This is a genomic window from Chryseobacterium sp. RR2-3-20 (assembly GCF_017808115.1).
Taxonomy (GTDB): Bacteria; Bacteroidota; Bacteroidia; order Flavobacteriales; family Weeksellaceae; genus Chryseobacterium; species Chryseobacterium oryzae.
In genome coordinates this window covers 1-25,490 of the sequence record NZ_JADQBD010000026.1, presented here as the reverse complement: position 1 = coordinate 25,490, position 25,490 = coordinate 1, and the positions used below count along the sequence as shown (strand labels likewise).

The 25,490-nt window shown below is 36.9% G+C and carries 18 protein-coding genes and 1 pseudogene; 12 read left to right on the top strand and 7 right to left on the bottom strand.

The features are described from left to right. Window positions 1–99: 99 nt before the first annotated feature. The 6 genes from IV513_RS08050 (at window position 100) to IV513_RS08025 (ending at window position 11,030) form a co-directional block, all read left to right on the top strand. Entirely contained in the window at window positions 100–1,734 is a 1,635-nt protein-coding gene (locus tag IV513_RS08050; protein ID WP_209390084.1) for a DUF6377 domain-containing protein, read from the top strand. 277 nt (window positions 1,735–2,011) lie between these two features. Next, a complete protein-coding gene (locus IV513_RS08045) occupies window positions 2,012–4,387 on the top strand; it encodes a SusC/RagA family TonB-linked outer membrane protein (protein WP_209390083.1) in 2,376 nt (791 codons plus the stop codon). 50 nt (window positions 4,388–4,437) lie between these two features. Then, the gene (locus tag IV513_RS08040) at window positions 4,438–4,809 is read left to right on the top strand and encodes a hypothetical protein (RefSeq protein ID WP_209390082.1); all 372 of its coding nucleotides are present in this window, start codon (window positions 4,438–4,440) and stop codon (window positions 4,807–4,809) included. Between the two features lie 12 nt (window positions 4,810–4,821). Further along, complete coding sequence (locus IV513_RS08035) at window positions 4,822–6,297, top strand: RagB/SusD family nutrient uptake outer membrane protein (RefSeq protein ID WP_209390081.1); 1,476 nt, start codon at window positions 4,822–4,824, stop codon at window positions 6,295–6,297. 91 nt (window positions 6,298–6,388) lie between these two features. Next, entirely contained in the window at window positions 6,389–8,869 is a 2,481-nt protein-coding gene (locus tag IV513_RS08030) for a glycoside hydrolase family 31 protein (protein WP_245168898.1), read from the top strand. Between the two features lie 4 nt (window positions 8,870–8,873). Continuing rightward, entirely contained in the window at window positions 8,874–11,030 is a 2,157-nt protein-coding gene (locus tag IV513_RS08025; protein WP_209390079.1) for a glycoside hydrolase family 97 protein, read from the top strand. 88 nt (window positions 11,031–11,118) lie between these two features. Here IV513_RS08025 and IV513_RS08020 read toward each other — a convergent pair whose 3' ends face one another. Then, a complete protein-coding gene (locus IV513_RS08020) occupies window positions 11,119–11,301 on the bottom strand; it encodes a hypothetical protein (RefSeq protein WP_209390078.1) in 183 nt (60 codons plus the stop codon). Between the two features lie 69 nt (window positions 11,302–11,370). Here IV513_RS08020 and IV513_RS08015 point away from each other — a divergent pair, with 69 nt between their 5' ends. Further along, window positions 11,371–13,065 carry a glycoside hydrolase family 65 protein gene (locus IV513_RS08015; RefSeq protein WP_209390077.1) on the top strand — a complete coding sequence of 565 codons (1,695 nt, stop codon included), beginning with the start codon at window positions 11,371–11,373 and terminating at the stop codon, window positions 13,063–13,065. A 98-nt stretch (window positions 13,066–13,163) separates the two neighbouring features. Here IV513_RS08015 and IV513_RS08010 read toward each other — a convergent pair whose 3' ends face one another. Together IV513_RS08010 and IV513_RS08005 are read right to left on the bottom strand one after the other, a co-directional pair. Continuing rightward, entirely contained in the window at window positions 13,164–14,327 is a 1,164-nt protein-coding gene (locus IV513_RS08010; protein WP_209390076.1) for a sensor histidine kinase KdpD, read from the bottom strand. Window positions 14,328–14,521: 194 nt separating this feature from the next. Then, on the bottom strand, window positions 14,522–15,211 hold the full coding sequence (locus tag IV513_RS08005; RefSeq protein WP_209390075.1) for a response regulator transcription factor: 690 nt from the start codon (window positions 15,209–15,211) through the stop codon (window positions 14,522–14,524). 230 nt (window positions 15,212–15,441) lie between these two features. Between IV513_RS08005 and IV513_RS08000 the strand changes: the two genes are divergently transcribed. From IV513_RS08000 to IV513_RS07990, 3 genes are all read left to right on the top strand, one after another. Next, window positions 15,442–16,770 carry a hypothetical protein gene (locus tag IV513_RS08000; protein WP_209390074.1) on the top strand — a complete coding sequence of 443 codons (1,329 nt, stop codon included), beginning with the start codon at window positions 15,442–15,444 and terminating at the stop codon, window positions 16,768–16,770. An 11-nt stretch (window positions 16,771–16,781) separates the two neighbouring features. Then, window positions 16,782–17,201: a Dabb family protein gene (locus IV513_RS07995; protein WP_209390073.1), complete on the top strand. Its 420-nt coding sequence runs from the start codon at window positions 16,782–16,784 to the stop codon at window positions 17,199–17,201. 237 nt (window positions 17,202–17,438) lie between these two features. Next, on the top strand, window positions 17,439–17,615 hold the full coding sequence (locus tag IV513_RS07990; protein WP_209390072.1) for a hypothetical protein: 177 nt from the start codon (window positions 17,439–17,441) through the stop codon (window positions 17,613–17,615). A 234-nt stretch (window positions 17,616–17,849) separates the two neighbouring features. Here IV513_RS07990 and IV513_RS07985 read toward each other — a convergent pair whose 3' ends face one another. The 3 genes from IV513_RS07985 to IV513_RS07975 all read right to left on the bottom strand — a co-directional run bounded on the left by IV513_RS07985 (window position 17,850) and on the right by IV513_RS07975 (window position 22,359). Further along, complete coding sequence (locus IV513_RS07985) at window positions 17,850–19,583, bottom strand: thiamine pyrophosphate-dependent enzyme (protein ID WP_209390071.1); 1,734 nt, start codon at window positions 19,581–19,583, stop codon at window positions 17,850–17,852. Between the two features lie 141 nt (window positions 19,584–19,724). Then, window positions 19,725–21,518 (bottom strand): excinuclease ABC subunit UvrC, encoded by a 1,794-nt coding sequence (uvrC, locus tag IV513_RS07980; protein WP_209390070.1) that lies wholly within the window; start codon window positions 21,516–21,518, stop codon window positions 19,725–19,727. Window positions 21,519–21,594: 76 nt separating this feature from the next. Beyond that, a complete protein-coding gene (locus IV513_RS07975; RefSeq protein WP_209390069.1) occupies window positions 21,595–22,359 on the bottom strand; it encodes a hypothetical protein in 765 nt (254 codons plus the stop codon). A gap of 117 nt (window positions 22,360–22,476) precedes the next feature. Here IV513_RS07975 and hutH point away from each other — a divergent pair, with 117 nt between their 5' ends. After that, window positions 22,477–23,964: a histidine ammonia-lyase gene (gene hutH / locus IV513_RS07970; protein ID WP_209390068.1), complete on the top strand. Its 1,488-nt coding sequence runs from the start codon at window positions 22,477–22,479 to the stop codon at window positions 23,962–23,964. A 139-nt stretch (window positions 23,965–24,103) separates the two neighbouring features. Beyond that, window positions 24,104–25,315 (top strand): type IX secretion system plug protein domain-containing protein, encoded by a 1,212-nt coding sequence (locus IV513_RS07965; protein WP_209390067.1) that lies wholly within the window; start codon window positions 24,104–24,106, stop codon window positions 25,313–25,315. Between the two features lie 64 nt (window positions 25,316–25,379). On the opposite strand, the pseudogene IV513_RS15940 reads toward IV513_RS07965, so the two are convergent. Next, a pseudogene (locus IV513_RS15940) lies at window positions 25,380–25,490 on the bottom strand (DDE transposase); the annotation flags it as partial.

Below are 25,490 nucleotides of genomic sequence, written 5' to 3'. Positions count from 1 at the left end.
AATTACCATTTTAATTTAAATATTTAAATAATTTGTTCTGAGGATTATGTGGAGACTGAATTTTGTTCACTAAATTAGCAGATATATTTGCGTTTTTATATGATAAGCCCGTTTCTGAAAAGCATTTTTTCCTTCTTTATTTTAGCATCTGTGCTGCTTTCCTGTAAAAAAGAAAATAAAGTAAATGCCAATGAAATACTCCTGCGACAATTGGATAAAACCATCAGCGAAAAAAAATCTTTTGAAATTAAAAAGAAAAGAAAAATTAATCATTTAAAATCAAAAATAAATATTGGAGGTAATTCAGACAGCATTAATTTTCAACTTAATTATTTAATTGTAGAAGAATATTTGGGTTACCAGTGCGATTCTGCTTATTCTTATTCTTACGCCAACGAAGAATTGGCTCTTAAAAACAAAAATAATTCCTGGCTATACCAGACACTTATCCAAAGGTCGGTTCTTCTTTCTACTTCTGGTCTTTTTTTGGAGTCAGAAAACATTCTGAACAAAATCAATCAGAAAAATTTACCTCTTCCGCTTCGTTTTTCCTATAATTCTGCGTATGAATGCCTTTATTCTAACCTTTTAGATTATACAGGCGAGGAAAATCTTTATGGCAAAATTTACAAAAAGAAATTAGCAGATTACTACGAGTCTGCTTATACTTCTCTAAAACCTAATGATCCTTTCTATTATCTTTTTTTAAGCCATAAAAACAGGATAGATGACGATTGGGAATCTGCTAATAATAATATTGACAAGTTTCTTCAAACCACAAAAGCAGGAACCAGACTACACGCGATAGGAAGCTATTGTAAAGCAGTTATAGAAGCTAAGTTGGGAAATATAGATTCTCAGGAAAAGTTTTTAATTTATTCCGCAATATCAGATTTGCAGTCATCAACGAAGGAAAACCGATCTATGCAGGAGCTTGCAAGTGTGGAATATAAAAAAGACGATACCGAAAGAGCTTACAATTATATACAATCTGCTCTGGAAGATGCTAATTTCTATAACGCCAGATTTAGAAGTATACAAATAAGTAAAGTACAGCCGATTATTGAAAATTCTTATCTTCTTACCATTAATTCGCAGAACACAAAATTGCGTTGGTCGGTATTTTTAATCAGTTTTTTATTATTGGGATTGGTTGTTACTACATATTTTATTTACAGACAGTTAAAAATTATTGCTAAATCGAGAAATGAGCTTTCTCTTTTAAACACAGATTTGAAGGCAACAAACGCTAAGTTAGACGAAGCAAATCATGTAAAAGAGGAATATGTTGCCTTTTTCATCAACCAGTGTTCTATTTATTTGAAGAAATTTGAAAAATATAAAAATCTGATTGCTAAAAGACTGTCTGTTGGTCAGATTGATAAATTAACCGAAATGGTTAATAACAAAAACAGTGTAGAATTAGACTTAAATGACCTATACATAAGTTTCGATAAAGCCTTTCTCAGAATTTATCCCAATTTTGTTACAGAGGTGAACAAACTCATCAAGAAAGATTCTCAATACGAAGTTACAGATGTACTCAATACAGAACTCAGAATCTATGCTTTAATAAGATTAGGAATTAATGATGCGGCTCAAATTTCAGATTTTTTAAGATACTCTTTAAGGACGATTTATAATTATAAGAGTAAAGTGAAAGCAAAATCGGTGATTGAAAATGATGATTTTGAAGCCAAAATCATGGAAATTGGCTCTATAAATGCTCAATAAATTTACTTTTTATTTTATAGGTTAAAATGCTAATGATTTAATTATCAGTAGTTATTTTTTGTAAAACTCTTTTAAATCTTTACCTAAATACCCGCAGATGTCTTCTGCGGGTATTTTAATTTTTAAGTAGGGATATATTAGCAACAATCAATTAACCTTATGTTAATGATCGGTTCACGAAACTGAAATCTTAACATTCTTTTTGAATTTTTAAGAAAGAAATTCAGAGGAATTTTAACAAGAATTATTACAAACTATATAAATAAACCTTTACTAAATGAAAATAAAATATCAGAAATTATCTTTTGCGGTAATAGCGCTTTACTTTTCTGGAAACATGTTTGCTCAGGAAAAAGACAGTTTGCAAAAAGAACAGAAGATTGATGAGGTCGTTGTCATTGGCTACGGTAAAGCTAAAGCAAAAGATCTTACTGGATCTGTTTCCGTAATTAATTTGAATAAAGCCCAAAATCAGCCCGTTGCAGATATCGGACAGGCAATTCAGGGACGTGCTTCGGGTGTTAACGTTATCAATTCCGGAGAACCGGGAAGCAATGTAACATTCAGAATTAGAGGAACAGGAACGATTCAGAATAATGATCCTCTAATTGTTGTAGATGGAATGCCTTTAAACGGTGGATTAAACCAGATCAATATGAGCGACGTGGAAACCATTAATATCCTAAAAGATGCTTCTTCCACTGCAATTTATGGTGCAAGAGGTGCTAATGGAGTGGTAATTATTACGACAAAAAGAGGTAGTAAAAAAGGCGTACTTAATTTTGATACTTTTACGGGAATTCAGAGTGTAAGCAATATGATAAAGCTTTTGGATGCATCGCAATACGCACAGCTGAATAATGATATGCTCCGAAATGCAGGAATGCCCGTTCTTCCGGAATTTTCTGATCCTTCTTCTTTAGGTACAGGTACCAATTGGGTGAAAGCTTTATTCAGACCTGCTGTAATGTCTAGTTACTCACTTTCTTATGGCGATCGTTCAGAAAAAAGCAATCTTTATGTTTCTGCAAGTTATTTCAATCAGAAAGGGGTTGTTTTAAATACCAATTATGACCGTTTCATTGTTCAGATTAACGGAGATACGAAGATTAAACCTTTCCTGAAAATCGGAAACAGTGTTAAATTACAGCATGATGTAAAAAAATCCGGAGGTTATGATATAAAAGAAACCATTCTTTCGCTTCCAACTAGACCTATTTATAATGCAGACGGCAGTTATGCTGGTCCCGGAACCAACCCGTTGTTGTATGGAGATATAGATAACCCCATCGGGAAAGCTTGTATCATCGAAAAATCGACTAAAGGGTATAATATGCAGGGGAATATCTATGCAGAATTAGAGCTTTTAAAAGGTTTGAAATTCAAATCTTTGGGTGGAGCAGAGGCAAACATCTGGTACGACAGAACGTGGTCGCCTAAATACAGTTGGGGTGTAAAATCTCAGGAAAATTCTTACCTCTATGAAGGTTCAAACAGAAGCATCACTTTATTATGGGATAATACGCTTACTTACGACAAAATCTGGGGAAATCATAATCTGAACGCAGTAGTAGGAAGCAGTGCGCAAACCAACCAGTTCAATTATCTTAATGCATCTGTACAGAAATTCGCCAGTGAAAATACACAACAGATAGATAACGGTATTTTGCAGCCGGTTCAGCACGGGAATTCTTCAGAATGGGCACTCATGTCTTACTTGGCTCGTGCAAGTTATAATTATGCCGAAAAATATTACCTTACCGCTACCATCCGTAGAGACGGATCTTCCAGATTCGGTGCAGGTAATAAATGGGGATGGTTTCCTTCTGCTGCTTTGGCATGGAGAATTTCAAACGAAAACTTCCTTAAAGATTCCAAAACAATCAATAATTTAAAACTGAGATTAGGATACGGGATTACCGGAAACCAAAATATCGGAAATTATTCATTTGCATCTTCTTACAACACGTATCAGTACAATTTCAACAATCAGTTTGTAAGTGCGGTAATGCCAACAGTACTTCCGAATCCTTATGTGAAGTGGGAAGGGCAGGAACAGTATAACATAGGTTTCGATTTGGATATGTTTAACAACAGAGTAAGTTTGGTGGTTGACGGATATGTTAAAAATACAAACGATATGCTTGTTCCGATGTCTGTACCGGTAACTTCAGGTTATTCTGATGTGTATACGCCTTCCATTAATGCAGGTAAAATTCAAAATAAAGGGATTGAAGCAATGCTTTCTACAAGAAATATCGTAAAAGATGATTTTAAATGGTCTTCTGACATTGTGTTTTCTCACAATAAAAATAATGCGGTAGACATCAACAGCAATACATTTATTCCCGGTGCAAAAGATGGCAATAACCTGAACCGTATGTTTGGTATTATCCAAGCCGGTTCTCCTGTGAATGTATTTTATGGCTATGTTACAGACGGCATCTTCCAAAATCAGGCAGAAGTAAGTGCACATGCCACTCAAAATCCGGGTTCTAATCCAGGGACAAGTACAGCTCCCGGAGATATCCGTTTCAAAGATTTGAATGGTGATGGGGTAATTAACGATAAAGACCGTACGATAATCGGAAATCCAAATCCTAAATTTACATTCTCTTTCAATAATACATTTACCTATAAAATTTCGATTTAACAATTTTCCTTCAGGGAAGTTACGGTAACGATATTTACAATGCCAATAGAATGTATACCGAAGCAATGGCTGTTATTCAAAACCAAGGAGTAGGAGTTCTAGACAGATGGACAGGTGCAGGAACAAGCAAGGATATGCCAAGAGCTGTTTTTGGTGATCCTAACCAAAATACCCGTGTAAGCAGCCGTTATGTAGAAGATGGGTCTTACATTAAAATTAAAAATATTAACCTTAGCTATACGCTTCCGAAAGGTGTTTTTGGAGAAAATCTAAATCTTGTGAAAATCTTTGTATCTGCACAAAATCTGGTAACCTGGACGAGATATTCAGGGTTTGATCCTGAAGTTCCGGTAAACGGAGTAGACAATGGTACTTATCCAATCACAAGAACAGTTTCTCTAGGACTTAATGTTGCATTTTAAATAATATCAGACATGAAAAAGATAAAAATTACACTATTGGCACTTATTGCACTTACACTGACGAATTGCAGCGACGATTTTCTGGATAAAGTGCAGCCCGATACCATCAATACAGGAAATTATCCTAAAACGGAAGCCGAGCTTATCACGATGGTAAACGGTGCTTATCAACCGCTTCAATGGCCCAAGCTCTACAACATGAGAATGTGGACTACCGATATATTCGCTGGAAACAGTATTGTAGGAGCAGGAGGAGGTGATGACGGTATAGAAACGACTCAGCTTTCCAATTTCGTAACCAGTACCGATAATCAGGGAGTTTTGGATCTTTGGAGAGGTCCATGGCCCGGAATTCTTTCAAGCAATATTGTTCTTAAAACAGCTCCGTCTCTCAATATCAACAGCGATATTAAAAACCGTTGCATGGGAGAAGCGTATTTCCTTAGATCTCATTATTATTTTGTTCTGGTAAGATTTTTTGGGGATGTTCCTTTGGTAACAGAGCCTCAGGATGTAAATGGTGATTTATATCCCTCAAGAGCTCCAAAATCAGATATTTATAATCTTATTATTTCAGATTTAGAAAAAGCAATTGCACTTCTTCCTGCAAAAGAAAGTTATGGCAGTACAGATAAGGGCAGAGCAAGCAAAGGTGCGGCAATGGGTGCTTTAGCAAAAGTTTATCTCACTCTTGGAAACTGGCAAAAAGTGGTAGATTTAACAACACAGCTGGAAAGTATGGGATATACACTAAATACAGATTATTCTGATAATTTTAATGTAAATACAGAAAACTCCAACGAATCTTTATTTGAAGTGCAATATGCATCCGACGGAAACTATGATTTTTGGGGAAACCAAAATCAGGCATCCTGGGCAAGTACCTTTATGGGACCAAGAGGCTCTAATTTCGTAGGTGGCGGTTGGGGCTGGAACCAGCCAACGCAGGAATTTGTAAACAGCTACGAAACGGGAGACAATCGAAAAGCAAAATCAATTTTTTATGACGGATGTCCTCAATATGATGGGAAATCCTATACCTCATCTTATTCTCTAACGGGGTATAATGTTAGAAAATTTTTGGTTCCTCTTTCAGCATTTCCTTCATATAACAATAGTCCTTTAAACTTTCCTGTAATGCGTTATTCTGAAGTTTTGCTGATGAAAGCAGAGGCTTTAAATGAATTGGGACAGACCTCTTTGGCGGCAGTACCGCTTAATACGGTAAGAGCAAGAGCGGGATTGGCTCCGGTTTCAGGTTTGTCGCAATCCGCATTTAGAGATAAAGTTCTTCACGAAAGAAGAATGGAGCTGGCTTTCGAAGGACAGAGATGGTTTGATCTTGTTCGGGTAAACAACGGACAATACGGGTTAGACTTTTTACATTCTATCGGTAAAACCAATGCAACAAACAAGCACCTTCTTTTACCGGTTCCCCAGATTGAAAGAGACAGAAATCCTAATCTTTCACAAAACCCAGGATATTAAACATTCACCTATTTAACAATTTTAATTATTGACAACCGCAGCATTTAGATAGACTATATTTAACTGTTGCGGTTTCAAAATGATAAAAAGTATGATAAAAAAGATAAGTTTCCTGATCTTAGCCTTATTCTTTTCTTCGCAGCTTTCCGCCGGCGAGGTCATTTCATTCACAAAAAATGCCAATCAGGTTGTCTTCAATTGTAAAGACGGCGCCAAGTTGTCGCTAACCATTAACAGCAGTTCTGTCGTGAAAGTTTGGTTCGATCCGTCGGGCAAATTCTCCCGTCAGAATCCTTCTTTCGTGGTCGTTAATGACCAATTGGAAAATGTCGGCGAGATATCAGTGAACGAAGAACCTTCTGCCTACGAGATCTTCACTTCAAAATTGAGAATCCGTGTCAATAAAAATCCTATGCAACTCCAGATTTTCGACAAATATCAGAAACTGGTTTTTAGCGATTATAACGACAAAGGAAATGTCCCAAACGGGAAAGGTGTAAAGTCCTACAAAAACCTAAGAAGTGATGAGCAGTTTTTTGGCTTGGGCGAGAAAACCGGAACACTTAACAGAAGAGGGAAAAACTATAAAATGTGGAACAGCGACAAACCTTGTTACTCCACCACAGAAGATCCGATTGCCAAGAGTATTCCGTTTTTTATGAGCAGTTATAACTATGGGATTTTCCTGGATAATACTTATAAAAGCGAATTCAAATTCGGGACAGAATCTCCAGATTATTATTCCTTTGAAGCGCCAGATGGTGCATTTGTCTATTACTTCATCTCCGGAAAAGATTATAAGGATATCCAGAAGCAATATATTACTCTGACAGGGAAACCGATTATGCCGCCAAAATGGGCGTTAGGTTTTGCGCAAAGTCGCGGTTTGTACACCAGAGAAGATCAGGCTTTGGAAATTGCAGCAGAGTTCAGGAAACGGCAGATTCCCATTGATGTGATTTATCAGGATATCGGCTGGACTCAGAATCTTCAGGATTTTGAGTGGCGAAAAGGCAACTACACCGATCCCAAAGGAATGCTCAAAAAACTGAAAGCTAATGGTTTCAAAATGATTGTTTCCCAGGATCCCGTGATTTCGAAAAAAGACAACAAACAATATATCGAAGCCAATAAACTGGGTTATTTTGTAAAGGATGTCCGCACAGACAAAGCCTACGAAATGCCTTGGCCTTGGGGCGGAAATTGTGGCGTAGTAGATTTTACGCTTCCCGCAGTTGCCGACTGGTGGGGCAAATACCAGCAAAAACCTTTGGATGATGGCATCAGCGGTTTTTGGACAGATATGGGCGAACCGGCCTGGAGCAATGAAGAAGATACCGACCGACTCAATATGAAGCACCATCTGGGGATGCATGATGAGATCCATAATGTTTTTGGATTAACCTGGGACAAAGTGGTAAAAGAACAGTTTGATAAAAGAAATCCCAACAAGCGTATTTTCCAGATGACCCGTTCAGCCTACGCAGGTTTGCAGCGTTACACTTTTGGATGGACCAACGACAGCGGGAATGGCAGTGACGTTTTGGAAGGTTGGTCTCAGATGGAAAATCAGGTGGCCGTTGGTATTTCCGCAGGTTTAGGCGGAATCCCGTTCTGGACAACCGATATCTCCGGATATTGTGGCGATATCACAGATTATCCTGCAATGGCAGAACTCTACACAAGATGGATGCAGTTTGGCGTGTTTTGTCCGCTTAGCCGTGCACACCACGAAGGTGACAATGCGGTAGAACCCTGGAAATTTGGGGAAGTGGCAGAGAAAAATACCAAAGCCGCTATTGAACTGAAATATCAGCTTTTTCCTTACTTATACACTTATTCCAGAAAAGCGCACGACACCGGATTGCCGATTACCAGAGGTCTTTTTATGGAATATCCAAAAGATCCCGAAGCCGCAAAAATAGATAATCAGTTTATGTTTGGAGAAGAGATTCTTGTGGCGCCTGTTCTCAAAAAAGGCGAACGTGTAAAACGAGTTTATTTCCCGGATGGCGAATGGATTGATTTTAATGATAAAAAAACAGAATATCTGGGTGGCGAAAAACTGCCTTACAAAGCACCACTCAATACCATCCCTATTTTTGTCAAAAAAGGTTCTATTGTGCCGATGATGCCTGTAATGCAGTACATCCACGAGAAAAAAGATTATCCCGTAACCTTCCATATTTTCCCGAATTATGAGGATGAAAAAGCCAGCTTTACCTTGTATGAAGATGAAGGTGAAAATCAGGATTACCTGAAAGATATTTATTCATTGACCAACATCGTCTGTACCACTTTAGCGAAGGCTTATATCATTGATATCAAGCCGGAGGATAAGGGTTTTCATCAGTCTGACAGAAGGAATTTTGTGTTGAGTCTTTTAGTGGAGGCTAAACCAAATTCGGTGATGCTTAATGATAAAAATGTTACTTTTATAGCTTTTGAAGCTTTCGAGGATGGAAAGGAAATCCCTGGCAATGCTTGGAGCTGGGATGAAAAGGGAAACAAGATTCTGGTTAAAACAGCGGATCTAAGAAAGAATATTAATATTAAAATCAATAAAAATTAGTAGAATGAAGAAGTTATTATTGCTTGTAGCATTAAGTTTTGTAAGCCTGATTTTTGCACAACAGCTAAAATCGCCGGATGGCAAATTTGTGATGGATTTTTCCATCCAGAATGGGGGATATCCAACCTATAAACTGATTTACAAAGGTAAAGAAGTGATTAAACCAAGCCATTTGGGATTGGAACTGAAGTATAAAAATGTAGCTCAAAACGACCCTCAGAATTCATTGTTCAGCAATTTTGAAGTCATCGGTAGTAAAACGGCCACTTTTGATGAAACCTGGAAGCCGGTTTGGGGTGAAACAAAAACCATCCGCAACCATTACAACGAAGTGTTGGTTAGCCTGAAACAAAAGGGAACCGACCGTTATATGGACATCCGTTTCCGTTTGTTTGACGATGGTTTAGGCTTCCGTTATGAGTTTCCTCAACAGAAAAATCTGGTTTATTTCACCATTAAAGAAGAGCGCACGCAATTTGCTATGACAGGAGACCATACAGCATACTGGATTCCGGGCGATTATGATACCCAAGAGTACAATTATACAACGTCAAAATTGTCAGAAATAAGAGGTTTGATGTCCAAATCTTATGAAAAAGGAAATGTGTCTCAGACTTCATTTTCGCCAACTGGCGTTCAGACCTCTTTGATGATGAAAACGGCTGACGGCATTTACATCAACCTGCACGAGGCGGCTTTAATCGATTATTCTTGTATGCATCTTAATTTGGATGATAAAAATATGGTATTTGAATCTTGGCTAACGCCGGATTCTCACGGGGACAAAGGTAAAATGCAGGCGCCACGCCACACACCTTGGAGAACGATTATTGTCAGCGATGATGCCCGAAATATCTTAGCATCCAAAATGACTTATAACCTGAACGACCCAAGCAAAATCACGGATACGTCTTGGATAAAACCGACGAAATACGTGGGTGTTTGGTGGGAAATGATTTCCGGGAAAAGCAGCTGGTCTTATACCGATGAGTTTCCTTCTGTCCAGTTGGGCGTTACGGATTACAGCAAAGCAAAACCAAACGGAAAACACGGTGCGAACAATGCGAATGTGAGACGATATATTGATTTTGCCGCCAAAAATGGTTTCGATGCCGTTTTGGTAGAAGGCTGGAACATCGGTTGGGAAGATTGGTTTGGTAATGATAAAGATTACGTGTTCGATTTTGTAACGCCATATCCTGATTTTGATATTGCAGCACTTAATGCTTATGCGCATTCTAAAGGGGTGAAAATTATTATGCACCACGAGACTTCGGCTTCCATTAGAAACTATGAACGTCATATGGATGAAGCCTATAAACTGATGAACAAATACGGATACGATGCCGTGAAAAGTGGTTATGTAGGAAGCATCCTTCCCCTAGGAGAAACCCACTACAGCCAATGGACAAACAACCATTATCTATATGCCATTGAAAAAGCGGCTGATTATAAAATTATGGTCAATGCCCACGAAGCGGTTCGTCCAACCGGGATTGCCAGAACTTATCCTAACCTTATCGGAAACGAGTCTGCAAGAGGGACAGAATATCAGGCTTTCGGGAACGAGAGAAATAATCCAAACCACGTAACCATCTTGCCATTCACACGATTGATTGGTGGCCCAATGGATTATACGCCTGGGATTTTCCAAATGGACGTCACCAACGGTTCTCACGTTAATGCAACTATTGCTAACCAGTTGGCATTATATGTTACGATGTACAGCCCTTTACAGATGGCGGCGGACTTCCCTGAGAATTATGAAAAGTTCCCGGATGCTTTCCAATTCATCAAAGATGTAGCGGTAGATTGGGATGATAGCAAATATCTGGAGGCTGAGCCGGGACAATATATTACAGTTGCCAGAAAAGCAAAAGGTACAGACAAATGGTTTGTAGGAAATGTGGCGGGTTACAAACCTTTCACTTCGAAAATTTCTTTTGATTTCTTGGATAAAGGCAAACAGTACATTGCAACAATTTATTCTGATGCCAAAGATGCCGATTATCTTAAAAATACGCAGGCTTACAACATCCGCAAAGTGGTGGTAACCAGCAAATCAAAATTAGAGCAACTTTCTGTTCCTGGCGGCGGTTATGCCATCAGCATCGTTCCGGTAAAAGATAAAGCAGAAATCAAAGATTTAAAATCATTGTAAACCTTTTATAATGTGCAAAAACAAATTCTGTAAAACATTTTTGTTCGCCATTTTGTGTGTGACGACATTCAATGCGCAACAGAAAAAATCACTCTGGACTATTGAGGCAACCAGCACCGACAACTATGTCGGTGCGCCCATAGCCAGCGGAAAAATTGGGATTCTTCCCTGGAAAGAGCCTTTTTCTGTGCAGCACGTGATGCTGAATCACGTATTTGATATCGGTGATGCGGGCGTCAATCAGGCTTTGCAGGGCATCAATCCGTTTCATTTAGAAATGTTTGTGAATCAACAGAAAGTCGACTCCCAATCAATAACGAATTGCAAACAGTCGATCGATATGAAAAAAGCCATTCACAGCACATCTTTTACCATTCCGGGTAAAGCTGAAATCAAATATCATATCGCTGCATTGAGGAATTTACCGTATTCAGGATTGATCGAAATTGAAGTCAAAGCTTTAGACAATATCAATCTGCAATGCCTTAACCAGATGGATATTCCGGGCGGTTACATCGATGTTAAAAACCGCTTGGTGACAGCCAATGTTGGTCTGGATGGTGGCAAAGCGATGATTTTGGAAACCGAAGCATCCTCAGCCAAAAAAGCCCATAATGTGGTGGCCTCATCCGAATTTATTTTCGATAGAAAGAAGTTGACCGTACGAAATGAAAATCAACAAAAAAATATCCTCGAAGGTCAAATCAAAAAAGGGGAGACCATTAAATTTTCTTTGGTAGGTTCCGTTTGTACAACACGGGATTTCAACGACCCGAAAAGTGAAGCCGAACGAGAAGTGATTTATGTTTCGTTTTTGGGAACAGACCGAATCTTGAATGAACATTATGCACTTTGGGACGAGCTTTGGAAAGGTGATATTGAGGTGGAAGGCGATGATGAAGCCCAATTGGTGGCAAGGTCAGCCTTGTTTAATCTCTATTCTAATGCCTTGGAAAATTCGAGATTGAGCATTTCTCCGATGGGATTGTCCGGAACTTTTTATAGCGGACATATCTTTTGGGATTCCGAACTATGGATGTATCCCCCGATGCTTTTTATGAATCAGGGCATTGCCAAATCTATGATTGATTACCGAACCGACCGTTTGCGAGCTGCTGAAAACCGCGCATTATCTTACGGTTACAAAGGTGCTATGTTCCCGTGGGAATCAGATGATAAAGGGGAAGAGGCGACACCCATTAACGCATTGACAGGACAGTTTGAACATCATATCACGGGTGATGTTGCCATTGCGTTCTGGAATTATTATCAGATGACCAAAGATAAAGACTGGTTGATGAAAGAAGGTTTTCCCGTGTTGCAGAAAATCGCTGAATTCTGGACGTCCAGAGCGGTGAAAAATACCGATGGTTCTTACTCTATCAATTATGTGATCGCAGCTGATGAATATGCAGAAGGCGTAGACGATAATGCTTTTACCAACGCAGCTGCCAAAAAAGCTTTGGAATATGCGACTCTTGCATCGACGATTTGTGGCAAAAAAGCCCCTGAAATCTGGAAACAGATCAGCGATAAGTTGGTCATTAACAAAATGTCTAACGGCGTAACGCAGGAATACAAAGGCTATAACGGGCAAATAATAAAGCAAGCCGATGCAAATCTATTGGCTTATCCTTTAGGGATTATTACGGACGATGTGCAGATTAAAAAAGATTTAGCCTACTATTCCGACAAAGTCGATAAAAACAATGGTCCGGCGATGACATTTTCAGTGTTCTCTGTTCAGTATGCGAGATTGGGCGATGCCGATAAAGCGTATGCTTATTTTAAAAAAGCCTATCAGCCTAATCAACGTCCGCCGTTTGGGGTGTTGGCTGAGACTGCAACGAGTTCTAATCCGTACTTTATGACCGGAGCGGGCGGCATTTTGCAAGCTTTCATCAATGGTTTTGGCGGTTTGGAGATTACCGCGAATGGAATTATCCAGCATAAAACCGTTTTGCCAAAACATTGGAAAAAGCTAACCATAAAAGGGGTTGGACCGGAACGTAAAGATTTTACGGTGACGAGATAAATTATCACATTCAATTATTAATAAAAGACCGCTGATTTCTAGAAATCGGCGGTTTTTTGTTTAAATAGAAATTTAAATACCTTTAATTGATAAAAAAACTAATTTTTAGGAAACTGAATTTTAAAAATGCTGCCTTTTCCCTCTTGCGATTCGAGAGAGATGGTGCCGTGGTGAATTTCTATAATTCGCTGAACGATAGATAATCCGATGCCATTTCCCTGATCGTAATTTTTGTTTGCTCCTCTGTAAAAAAGATCAAAAATTTTCAATTGGTCTTTTTCCGATATTCCGATTCCGTGATCTATAAAACGGATTTCCAAACTGCTGTTTCTTACCTCAATTTCAACATTACAGGACTTATCTTGCGAATATTTACATGCGTTTTCCATTAAATTTAGAAAAGCAATCTGAAGAAGATAAGGATTTCCGCTGAGGTCATAATTGCTTTCATCTTCATTGGCGAGATCGTCCATGTAATTGATGCCTACGTTATAATTCGGATTTTTTTGACATAATGTAATTTTAGAATCGACAAGGATTTCGTCTAACCGAAGTGCCACAAAAGTAATCTGGGAAACATCATAACTTGCTCTGGCAAAGTCTAAAAGTGCGGTGGAAAGATGTGATACCTGATTGGCATCTTGCAAAGCATTTTCAATAGAAGTTTTGTAGTCTTCTAATGTTACATTCAGTTCTTTGGCAAGTTCGAGCTCTGCAATTAAGGTAGAAAGCGGTGTCCGAAACTCGTGCGAAATAGTAGTAACAAACTGTCTGTGGTTATTAAATGATTTCTCCAGCCGGTTGAATGTGGAATTAAATGTTTCCGTAAGTTCATAAATTTCATCTTTAGCTTTTGGAACAATAAGTCTTTTATTGAGGTTATGTTCAGAAATATCTTTAATCTGAATGATAATATCCTTTAAAGGCTTTAAAGTATAATAAGAAAAAATAAAACCAATTACAAAAATGATGATAATGGAAATAATGATAACATCTTTCTTAAAATCGGCAATGTGTGCATTTCCTGTTACATCTACGGCACTCCCTATGATATAAAACTTTTTGTCATGGAAAGGATATTTTACATCCATATATTGGCGGCCTTTTTTTTGCCATGTTATTTTTTCCTTTTGAGAACGAATTAACTGGTCTAAATAATGCTTATTTTCAGAAGAAGGTTGGATGTCTGTGAAAATCAACTTCTTGTTGCTGTCGTAAACGCTGATGTCGGCTTCGTTCAGTAATTTTTTTATTTCTTTCATGCAGTTCTTTAATTTTTGAATCGCTTAGTTTTAAATCAAATAAAAATTCCGACCGCCAGGTAATTTTATATCCTAAACGGTCATTGAACTCGTCTTCCCGATTTTTTCGGAAACAAAATACAGAACGTAAGCAAAAATGAATAGGATTACTGCGGTAAGAAGTGCGTAGCTTAAAGCTGTTCTGGTGGCAATTTTCATAATTGATGGCTGAGAATAAAGCCCATTCCAGGTTTTGTGTGAATAAGTTTTTTCTCAAAATTTTTATCAATTTTCTTTCTGAGATAAGCAATGTAGACGTCTATGTAATTGGTACCTGTATCGAAATGATTGCCCCATACATTTTCGGCAATTTCTTCTCTACTCAGTACACGTTCAGGATTATCCATCAGGAAAACTAGAAGTTTAAACTCTTTTGGGGTAAGGTTTATTTCTTTCCCATCGCGAAAAACACGGCTGTTTTTTTTATTGATTTGAAGTTCCTGATAGGCAAGAATATCCGAAATTTCGTTCTTCGTCGTTGGCGAAGATTTTCTCAGCAAGACAGCTTTTATCCTTGCGTACAATTCTCTTATCTCGAATGGCTTCACCATATAATCGTCTGCACCGGCATCAAAACCCTCTATTTTTTCATCAATAGTTCCTAATGCAGTAAGCATAATGATAGGCAAGTCAGGATTTTTCTTTTTCAGAATTTTACTGAGCTCAATACCGTTCATCGTGGGTAGCATGATATCCATTATTACCAAGTCAATAAGTATTCTGTCTGCCATTACAAGGGCGTCTTCGGCATCTTCAGAAATGTATATCTCATAGCCCTGGCTCTCTAATCCTCGTTTGATAAGAGCAGATACACGTACATTATCTTCTACTATTAAAACCTTCATCTATAAAAAGTGAATTTAAATTATAAAAAATTCAAAAAAAATCGGTCTGCTAATTACTGGCTTTTTTTAAACTTCATATCGCTGTACAAAGGTATTTCATATTTTTAGTTTTTACCTGTATTAATGAATTTCTAAAGAATTTCTAATAGTTTTCTAACAATGTTCTTTGTTTCCACGATCTAATTTTGTCCCATCAAAACGAACGAAATTAATTAAGATAATTAGAAATTATGACAAGGAGAACCTTTAAACTCGGTCTTGCAGTATTATCAATGCTGGGTTTGTATTCTAAAGTGGAAGCACAGAAAAAAAATGATTTTAATAACCCGATGCTCACCCATTATCTGAACAATGAACGTACCCGCTACATTTCTCTAAGTGGTTATGCAGAATTATGGGCAAGATATACACAGCTGAATCCTGGTAGTCGTATCAACAATCAGGCAAAGTCTGATGTTTCTGACCTTTCGCTGAGAAGAGTAAGGGTAAAAATGACCTACAAGCCTACAGAAAAACTGATGTTCGTTCTGCAAGGTGGTACCACAAACGTAAATATGAATGCAAAAGGTAGTAATTACTTCGATCTTTTGGATGCTTATGCAGAATATGGTTTTAGTGATAAGATTGCTTTTGGTGCAGGGCGTTCTACTTGGAGAGGTTTATCGAGATTTACAACCGGACCGCTCAATACATTATTGTTTGATTTGCCGGCTTATGCTACCTCTAACGCTGGTGCAACAGATTATACTGTAAGAGAATTGAGTGCCTATATAAAAGGTCAGCTTGGAAGATTCGATTACCGTTTGGTATTGGCAGATCCTTATACAATGGCAGCTGCAGATCCTAAAGTGAATGTTGCCACGTTCAGTAAAAATGCACCGGGTAAAGATTTTTCAGGATATTTCAGATATGCTTTTCTAGACAAAGAAAATATATCAACCCCTTTCAATTCCGGAACCTATGCCGGGAAAAAGAACGTGTTGAGCTTAGGAGCAGGTTTCGATTATATTCATAATGCAATGTGGCATCAGGATTTGGATAAAAATACCATTAATGATGATATGAAAAACTTTGCTGTAGATTTATTTTATGATGCTCCGCTCAATAAAGAAAAAGGAACTTCTATCAGTGCATATGGTATGGCAATGCACAATGATTACGGTTCCAACTACATCCGTTACGTAGGAACCAATAACCCTGCTACATCTGTAGATCCCAAACTGGCAACTCTTAATGGAGCAGGAAATTCTATGCCCGTTATAGGTACAGGAAACACCTATTATCTGCAGGTAGGAGGTACGCTGCCTTACTTCAATAAAGAAAAGAAAAATCTGCAATTGCAGCCAGCAGTAGGAATTCAGATGTCTAATCTTGATGCTTTGAAGGATAACGTAGTCATCTATGATGCAGGAATCTCACTTCTTATGAACGGAATGTCTTCGAGATTAACTTTTGATGCGCAAAACAGACCTATTTATACCAACAGTGCAATGGATAATGGTATTGTATCTGATAGAAAATGGCAGTTTGTTTTGAAATACAGAATAGATTTCAACTAAAAATAATCATTATGGAAAGGAGAAAATTTTTATTTCGATCTATTCAGGCTTCTGCATTTTTGCTGATCTCAGGGAATATGTTTGCCTCCATGTTTACTAATGTTAAACCTTTAAAAAATAAAAAAGTGTACGCACATAACTTATTCTTCTGGCTCAGAAAAGATCTTTCTGCAACAGAAGTGAAAAATTTTGAAAAATTCTTCGAAGGTCTTAAAAAATTGCCTTATCAAAAAAATCTATGCTACGGAGTACCTGCAGGATCTTCTCCAAGGGCGGTTTTAGACAGCACATATACCTATAATTGTGCGATGCAGTTTGATTCTTTAGAAGAACTCGAAGCTTACGGAAAATTACCGGAGCATCTAGCATTAGTACAGCAATACAAACCATTTTTTGAGAAAATGTTGGTATATGATACCGTTTACAATTAAGAAACAACAATAATATTATTTAAATTTTTATTACAATGAAAAATATCATTAAAGGAATTTGCGTTATTATGGCATTTAACACAATCACAATGGCAAACGCTCAAAAGAAAGAAAGCAAAAATTTAAGCTTTAAAGTTAACAAAGAGGAGTCTAAAGATTATATCCCTGCATACAGGTTAATTAAATGCAGATGGTACTTGTGCGTTTGAGAAAGGCAGAATACCTACTCTTAAACACATGAATACTACTACTTTCTGGCTTAGCAACAAAACAGAAGAATGGGAAAAAAATGCACACCCTGCACCAAGAAGACAATATGTAATTACTTTAAAAGGGAATATTAAATTTAAAGTATCAGATGGTTCTACATTTATCATCAAACCAGGTACAATACTTTTAGCGGAGGGATCTTAAAGGAAAAGGGCACAGTTGGGATATGGTGAACAGTAAAGAATGGGAGAGACTTTACGTTCCTATTGCGGAAGATGCCGATGATTTTTTCATCGCAGATAATGGAGCTAAATAAATTGGTTCAGTTTAAAAAAAGGCTTGTCTCATTGTTGAGGCAAGCCTTTTTTGTATTAATAAAAATATGCTTATAAACCATCACAATATTTATTATGGAAATAATGCAATGATTTTCATACTTTAAAGCAAATCTTTGATATGTTTGTAGTTGGTTTTTACAGTATCTAAAGCTTCCTGCATTTTTCCTCCCAACATCAATTGTGTCATAGATTTTGTCATTCCTAGAACCTGCTCAATCTCAATTTTTGGAGGTAATGCCAATGCATTAGGATTGGTAAAAATATTTAAAAGATAAGGTCCGTTATGATTTAAGCAATCCTGAATAGCCTGTTCTACCTCCTCCGGCTGATGTACATTTTTGCCAGGATAGCCCATTGCCTGAGCAATCATTGCAAAATCCGGATTTACCATATCGGTTTCATTATCCGGCATTCCGGCGACTTCCATCTCCAATTTTACCATTCCGAGGCTTCGGTTGTTGAAAACAATCAGTTTTACTGGCAATTTGTATTGGAAAATCGTTGCCATATCGCCCAAAAGCATAGATAAACCTCCATCACCACACATCGCAATTACCTGTCTTTCTGGATGTGCAAGAGATGCACCGATTGCCATTGGTAATGCATTTGCCATAGAACCGTGATTGAAAGAACCCAATAATTTTCTTTCTCCTGTTCCTGTAATGTAACGAGCCCCCCAAACGCAACACATTCCTGTGTCTACTGTAAATATAGCATTTTTAGCAGCGATACGGTCTAAAATATGGGTAACAAATTCTGGTTGTATGGCATTTTCCTTTCCTGAGTCTTTAACATAGGTAAGCTGGTTTTCTTTTACTTTATCATAAAATTCCAACTGTTGTTTAAGGAAACTATCATCTTCTTTTTCCTTTAAAAGAGGGATAAGCGCTTTAATTGTTTCCTTTACATCACCCGCTAAACCAAGTTCCAGTTTGGCTCTTCTTCCCAGTCTTTCCGGGTTTTCGTCTATCTGTACAATCTTGTTTTTTACAGGCATAAATTTCTGATAAGGAAAATCTGTTCCCAAAAGTAAAAGCAAATCTGAATCGTGCATCGCATGATATGCCGAAGGAAGCCCTAATAAACCTGTTAAACCTACTTCATTGGGATTGTTGGGCTGTATAGACATTTTTCCTCTGAAAGAATATCCTACCGGAGATTTTAGCAATTTTGATAACTGAACCACTTCTGCATTAGAATGTTCCGCTCCAATTCCGCAATAGATTGTAACTTTTTTACTTTCGTTGATGAGCTTTGCAAGATCTTCCAATTCATGATCGGAAGGACGGATAACAGGATTAGTTCTGAATATTTTATTGGAAGTCGTAGCTTCTTCTGCATTCATTTCCGAAACATCACCCGGAAGTCCTATAACCGCAACTCCTTTTTTGGATATGGCATGTTGCATAGCTGTCTGAACTGTTCTTTGTACCTGTTCGGGTCTGGTTATCATTTGGTTATAATAACTGCAGTCATCAAAAAGTTTTATAGTATTGGTTTCCTGAAAATAATCCATTCCCATTTCCTCGCTCGGTATTGTAGAGGCTATTACCAACATAGGAACATGGGATCGGTGTGCTTCGTAAACACCATTTATTAAATGCACATGACCAGGACCGCAGCTTCCTGCACAGACTGCAAAACCATCGAGTTCTGCTTCGGCAGCAGCAGCATAAGCGCCAACTTCTTCATGCCGAACATGAATCCATTCTATACTGCTTTTTTTTACTGCGATATTAAGATGATTAAGACTGTCTCCCGTAACTGCATATATTCTTTTTACATTAGCATTTTCGAGCATTTCTACGATCTGCTCAGCTACATTTTTTGCCATAAATATAATTTTTATACGTTTATTACTCTCAAGTTTATTTTAAAATAATTGAAGTACAAAATATCGACCAATCTGCATTCAAATCATTATAAATAGCAATAGGTTCACTGGTTCTTAAACGTTTTTAAAAAAATATATTTTTTATTCACCATTAAAGAAATCATAAATCACTTTTGCTTTAGATTTACCTAAAATTTCTTCTAAAGTTTCCAGATTAGATTCTTTTATTCTTTTAACAGATTTTAGTTTAGACAGAAGAAGTGCAATTGTTTTTTCTCCAACTCCTGGTATTTCTTCGAGCTCAGATTTTATGGTAGAATTTTTTCTTCTTGTACGGTGATGTTTTACTCCAAAACGGTGTGCTTCGTCTCTTAGCCGCTGTAGAACCTTTAAAGTTTCAGATTTTTTGTCTAAATAGAGAGGTATAGAATCTTCCGGAAAGAAAATTTCTTCCAGCCTTTTTGCTATTCCCACAATGGTTATTTTTCCGTACAGACCTAATATTTTCAAGCTTTTTACAGCGGAAGATAGCTGTCCTTTTCCACCATCAATTAAAATTAACTGCGGTAGATTTTCGCCTTCATCAAGCATTCTTTTATATCTACGGTAGATTACCTCTTCCATGGTAGCGAAATCGTTGGGACCTTCCACTGTTTTTGGATGAAAAATTCTATAATCTGCTTTACTTGGTTTTCCGTCTTTAAAAACTACGCATGCAGAAACAGGATTGGTTCCTTGGATGTTAGAGTTATCAAACCCTTCAATATGTCTTGGTTCAACCGGCATTCTCAAAAGCTTTTGCATTTCTGCCATAATTCTGTTGGAATGTCTTTCGGGATCTACAATTTGTACCTGTTTCAGTTTTTCAATGCGGTATTCTTTTGCATTTTTTTCCGAAAGCTCTACAATTCTTTTTTTATCACCTACTTTAGGAATAATCAATTTTACATCCGGAATTTCTATTCCGAGATGAAAGGGAAGCAGGACTTCTTTGGAATTGGAGTTGAATTTTTGCCGAATTTCAATTAAAGCTTCCTCCATTATTTCTTCGTCTGTCTCCTCAAGCACTTTTTTTATTTCTGTAGTGAAACTTTGGATGATATTTCCGTTTCGGATTTTAAAATAATTAACATAAGCAGCTGTTTCATCGCTTGTCATTCCAAAAACATCAACATCATCAATATTCGGGTTTACAACAGTGTTTTTTGACTGGTAATCTTCTAAAATATTCAGTCTTTCTTTAATCATCTGAGCATTTTCGAACTGAAGATTGGCGGCATATTTAGTCATTTGCTTTATCAGATAATCTTTTGCAGCCCGGAAATCTCCTTTAATAATTCCGCGGATTGCGTCTATTTTTTCATCATAATCTGCTTTGCTCTCCAAGCCTTCGCAAGGTCCTTCGCAGTTTTTGATATGAAATTCCAGACAGACTTTATATTTACCTTCATCAATTTTACTGGGAGCCAAATTGAGGTTGCAGGTTCGGAGTTTATAAATATGTTTTATGGTATCCAGCAAAATTTTTGCGGGACGTACTTTTGCGTAGGGTCCGTAATATTCGGAGCCGTCTTTTATTTTATTTCGGGTAAGGAAAACTCTCGGGAACTCTTCGTTTTTAATACAAATCCAAGGATAGGTTTTGTCGTCTTTCAGCATCACATTGTAGACTGGCTGATGTTCTTTAATGAGGTTGTTCTCCAACAAAAGTGCATCGTATTCGCTGTTTACAATCGTTGTTTCCAGGCGGACGATTTTTCCAACCATTATTCTCGTTCGGTAACCGGATAGTGTCTTGTTGAAATAAGACAGTACTCTTTTCTTTAGATTTTTTGCTTTCCCAACATACAGGAGATTCTCGTTTTTGTCGTAATAACGATAAACACCGGGTTCGGAAGGTAAAGTTTTAAGCTGTAACTCTAAAGAAGGATTCATAAGGCAAATTTAAGCAAATTCAGTGCAAAAAAAAGCTGCAGTATTTCTGCAGCTTGTAATATTTTATTTTAAAGGATTAGCTTTCGCTCATTTGGGTATATTCGCTTACCAGAAAGCTGAAATAATCCCATTTTACCGAATTTTTAGGATATTTTTTGATGAATTCTGCGTTATCTCCAAAAAGAAAATCGTAATTGTTTTCAAAATCATCTTTGTGAAGCCAAATTACTTTATCTCCTTTTTTTACATAATAGGATTTTGTAACTCCGCCACCCAGCTGTGGAGATCCTCCGATAGAAAAACCTCCTGTTTCTTTGGCTACAGGATCAAAATAAACTGCTATAATATCGCTGAATTCAGGATTAATCAACTGCATCAAAAACTCTTTTTCGTCTTTTTTATTCTTTAAAGAAACAGTTTGATTTACAAAATGAATGGTTTCGTTGGTTGTATTTTTAGTAAGTTTTTTAGTTCCGAAATTTCTAATATTTCCGAAATATTTCCCCACTTTAGCTACTTTTTGTGCATTGGTTGGGTAAATATACATTTCGCTTACACTTTCTGCGTTTAGTTTCAGTTCTTTTTTAGTAGCACTGTCTTTAATGCCAATTTCATAAATCTGTCCTTTTTTTCGGTCTACATCATTGCAATATCCTTTATAAACTGTACCATCTTTCAACACAATGGTAGATATTTTCTTTGAAGATGGAACCGTGAAACCTTCATTAAATAAATAGGTTTCCATTTTTTTGATGTCTTCTTTAGAATATTTTACTTTGTCCTGAGAGAAAGCAGAAAGACTAATCATAAAAAAAGCGAGTAATAAAGCTTTAATTTTCATACATTTTTGAGTTTTAAAATTTAGATGTAAAAGTAAAAAAAATGATGATTGTAATATGAACTAATTTTCCTTTTTTCTAATACACTAAAAAGTGTAATTTTAAGGAAATTTTATTAAATGATTTACGGAATAGATACGCTTAGTTTTCATGATGTTTTAGCGATATGTAAAGATCCAGGAAAAGCTAAGCTGAATGACTCAGCGAAAAAACAGATTTTAAAATCACAGAAAAACGTTCAGCAGATTGTAGATTCAGATCGTTGTGTGTATGGTATAAATACAGGTTTCGGTCCGCTTTGCGATACCAAAATATCTGCGGATGAAACTGCACAGTTACAGTATAATCTAATTATTTCTCATGCAGTTGGAGTAGGAAAGCCCATAGATAAAGAACTTTCTAAAATAATGATGATTTCAAAAATTCATGCGTTATCTAAAGGGTTTTCGGGAGTTTCTCTGGAGGTAATCGAAAGATTAATTATAATGTTGGAGAAAGATATTATTCCGGTGGTTCCAGAACAGGGTTCTGTGGGAGCTTCAGGAGATTTGGCTCCTCTTTCACATTTGGTTTTGCCTCTTTTGGGAATCGGACAAGTTTGGATTGGGAACGAAATTTTCGAAACTTCAGAAATTTTAGAGAAAAATAATCTTGAACCTTTGGTTTTAGGTCCGAAAGAAGGTTTAGGTTTAATCAACGGAACTCAGTTTATTCTGGCTCATGCCATTAAAGGCTTAGAAAAATTTGAGTATTTGCTGGATTTGGCAGACATGACTGCAGCGATGAGTTTGGAAGCGTACAGAGGTTCTGCAAGTCCGTTTAAAAAAGAACTGCATGAAATAAGACCTTTTGCAGGAAGTAAAAAAGTTGCGGCAAGAATGCTGAAATTCCTGAAAAATTCTGAAAATCTGCAAGCTCATGAAGATTGCGAAAGAGTACAGGATCCTTACTCAATGCGTTGTGTACCTCAGGTTCACGGAGCTAGCCGAAATGCATTTGAACATCTTAAAATGATGGCGGAAACAGAACTGAATTCTGTAACAGATAATCCAATTGTTTTAAGTGCTGAAGAATCTATTTCCGGAGGTAATTTCCATGGACAATTGATGGCACTTCCATTAGATTATGCTACTTTAGCCGCTGCAGAGTTAGGTAATATTTCAGACAGAAGAAGTTATCTTTTACTTGAAGGAAAGTATGGTTTGCCGAGATTGCTTACAGAAAGTTCCGGATTAAATTCTGGATTTATGATTCCGCAGTACACTAGTGCGGCGTTGGTAACCGAGAATAAAACGCTTTGTTTTCCGGCTTCTGCAGACTCTATCCCTACCAGTTTAGGGCAGGAAGACCATGTTTCTATGGGGAGCATTTCAGGAAGAAAATTTAATCAGATTCTGGGTAATTTAGTAAATATTTTAGCGGTTGAACTAATGTTTGCAGCACAAGGCTTAGAGTTTAGAAGACCTGCAAAATGTTCTAAAATTATTGAGGAAAATTTTGCTATTCTTCGTTCTAAAGTTACAAAACTGGAAGATGACCGTTTAATTGGAAAAGATATGTTGGCAATTGCGGAACTCATCAATGAAAGAAAATTTGTAGTGAATTAAAAATTTTCAATTTATAAGGATGAAAACCCGGTGAAATTACTCCGGGTTTTATTTTTTCACAAATTTGAATCTTTTTTTTTATCCACATAGAAAAGCATAAAGTTTTCTGTAGTTTAAAATATTCATTATATTCGTCATAATGAAAACATTACAATTATTTTTGCTGTCTTTGGGTGGGGTTATCTTTGGGCAGAATATACAAAGCATACAGTTGTTTAACCCTCAGACAAATGATGAAACTCCTGTAATTTATAATGGGCAGCAGCTTATTCTGAGGTTTGATGATCTTACAAATTCTAGCGAAATATATCGCTATACTATAAAGCATTACGACAGAAACTGGGAATACGATAATCTTTTTTTCAGTGAAATTGCTAATGGGCAGATGAATGCAATGTTGGATGAGTTTCAGTATTCGTTTAATACTCTGCAGCCATATACTCATTATGTTTTAAAATTTCCCAATGATAAAATTCAACCTAAAATTTCAGGGAATTTTGAGTTGATAGTTTATAAAAGATCCGCAGATGAACCGCTTTTTACAAGAAGATTTTCAATTGTTGAAGATCAGGCAAATTTAGCGTTAAATATTTCAAGATTTGCAGACGCCAAAAACCCTAATGTTAACCAAAGGGTAGAAGTACAGGCTGTTGCAAAAGCCGGTGATCTTACATCGAATGTTAATTCTATAACCCTTACTCTTTTGCAGAATAATAATCCCAATATGCAGATTTCCGGACAGAAGCCGAGTTCTACAATGGGAAATGAATTGCTTTTCCAGCAACTGAATCTTGTCTTTCCCGGTAATAATGAATTTTATTACTTTGATAATAAAAATATGAAAATGGCAGCCGATATGGTTCGCGCAACAGATATTTTAGATGGAGTTAATCAGACTTATCTTCATTCGGTTTGGGCGTATCCGCTTAATTATCAATATCAGCCAGATGTAAATGGAGCGTGGTATTATCGTAGAAATGACTTAGGTTTAGAAAGAAATGCAGAGCGGGAAGCAGATTATTCTTGGGTATATTTTTCTTTAGATTCGGAACCTATAGATAAAGAACTTTATGTTTTGGGAGGTTTTAATGATTTTCAGCCCAAAAAGGAATTTCAGATGCAATACGATGAGGCTTCAAAAAAATATATTGCAAGAATTTATCTTAAACAGGGTTTTTACAATTATGTTTTGGCAACAAAAGAAAACAACGGAAGTCTGAATTTTGGCGAAGTGAATGGTAATTTCTGGCAAACAGAAAATCTTTATCAGGCTTTTCTGTATTATAGACCTTTTGGAAGAAATTATGACGGATTAATTGGTTATGGTGAATTCAGAACTCCGGTAAGATAAATAATCTTTTCTGGATATGAAATTTTTTCAAATAAAAACCTGGATCAGTAACAAAAGTTGGGGACTAGGCAAAAATTTTGGATAATCTGAAAAGGAAAAATGCTTTGTCTCTCACGCCTCGAAGTTGCATTCTGAAGTTCTTTATTTTCGCATTGAAACTTTCTGCGGACGCATT

Excerpts from the sequence above, each read along its gene's own strand:
- IV513_RS08045 (WP_209390083.1), top strand. The coding sequence starts at position 2,012 with ATGAAAATAAAATATCAGAAATTATCTTTTGCGGTAATAGCGCTTTAC.
- IV513_RS08025 (WP_209390079.1), top strand. The coding sequence starts at position 8,874 with ATGAAGAAGTTATTATTGCTTGTAGCATTAAGTTTTGTAAGCCTGATT.
- IV513_RS08010 (WP_209390076.1), bottom strand. The coding sequence starts at position 14,327 with ATGAAAGAAATAAAAAAATTACTGAACGAAGCCGACATCAGCGTTTAC.
- IV513_RS08015 (WP_209390077.1), top strand. The coding sequence starts at position 11,371 with ATGAAAAAAGCCATTCACAGCACATCTTTTACCATTCCGGGTAAAGCT.
- IV513_RS08030 (WP_245168898.1), top strand. The coding sequence starts at position 6,389 with ATGATAAAAAAGATAAGTTTCCTGATCTTAGCCTTATTCTTTTCTTCG.
- IV513_RS08050 (WP_209390084.1), top strand. The coding sequence starts at position 100 with ATGATAAGCCCGTTTCTGAAAAGCATTTTTTCCTTCTTTATTTTAGCA.
- IV513_RS08020 (WP_209390078.1), bottom strand. The coding sequence starts at position 11,301 with ATGAAACGGATTGATGCCCTGCAAAGCCTGATTGACGCCCGCATCACC.
- IV513_RS08005 (WP_209390075.1), bottom strand. The coding sequence starts at position 15,211 with ATGAAGGTTTTAATAGTAGAAGATAATGTACGTGTATCTGCTCTTATC.
- hutH (WP_209390068.1), top strand. The coding sequence starts at position 22,477 with ATGATTTACGGAATAGATACGCTTAGTTTTCATGATGTTTTAGCGATA.
- IV513_RS08040 (WP_209390082.1), top strand. The coding sequence starts at position 4,438 with ATGTATACCGAAGCAATGGCTGTTATTCAAAACCAAGGAGTAGGAGTT.
- IV513_RS08035 (WP_209390081.1), top strand. The coding sequence starts at position 4,822 with ATGAAAAAGATAAAAATTACACTATTGGCACTTATTGCACTTACACTG.
- IV513_RS07965 (WP_209390067.1), top strand. The coding sequence starts at position 24,104 with ATGAAAACATTACAATTATTTTTGCTGTCTTTGGGTGGGGTTATCTTT.
- IV513_RS08000 (WP_209390074.1), top strand. The coding sequence starts at position 15,442 with ATGACAAGGAGAACCTTTAAACTCGGTCTTGCAGTATTATCAATGCTG.
- IV513_RS07995 (WP_209390073.1), top strand. The coding sequence starts at position 16,782 with ATGGAAAGGAGAAAATTTTTATTTCGATCTATTCAGGCTTCTGCATTT.
- IV513_RS07990 (WP_209390072.1), top strand. The coding sequence starts at position 17,439 with ATGAATACTACTACTTTCTGGCTTAGCAACAAAACAGAAGAATGGGAA.
- uvrC (WP_209390070.1), bottom strand. The coding sequence starts at position 21,518 with ATGAATCCTTCTTTAGAGTTACAGCTTAAAACTTTACCTTCCGAACCC.
- IV513_RS07975 (WP_209390069.1), bottom strand. The coding sequence starts at position 22,359 with ATGAAAATTAAAGCTTTATTACTCGCTTTTTTTATGATTAGTCTTTCT.
- IV513_RS07985 (WP_209390071.1), bottom strand. The coding sequence starts at position 19,583 with ATGGCAAAAAATGTAGCTGAGCAGATCGTAGAAATGCTCGAAAATGCT.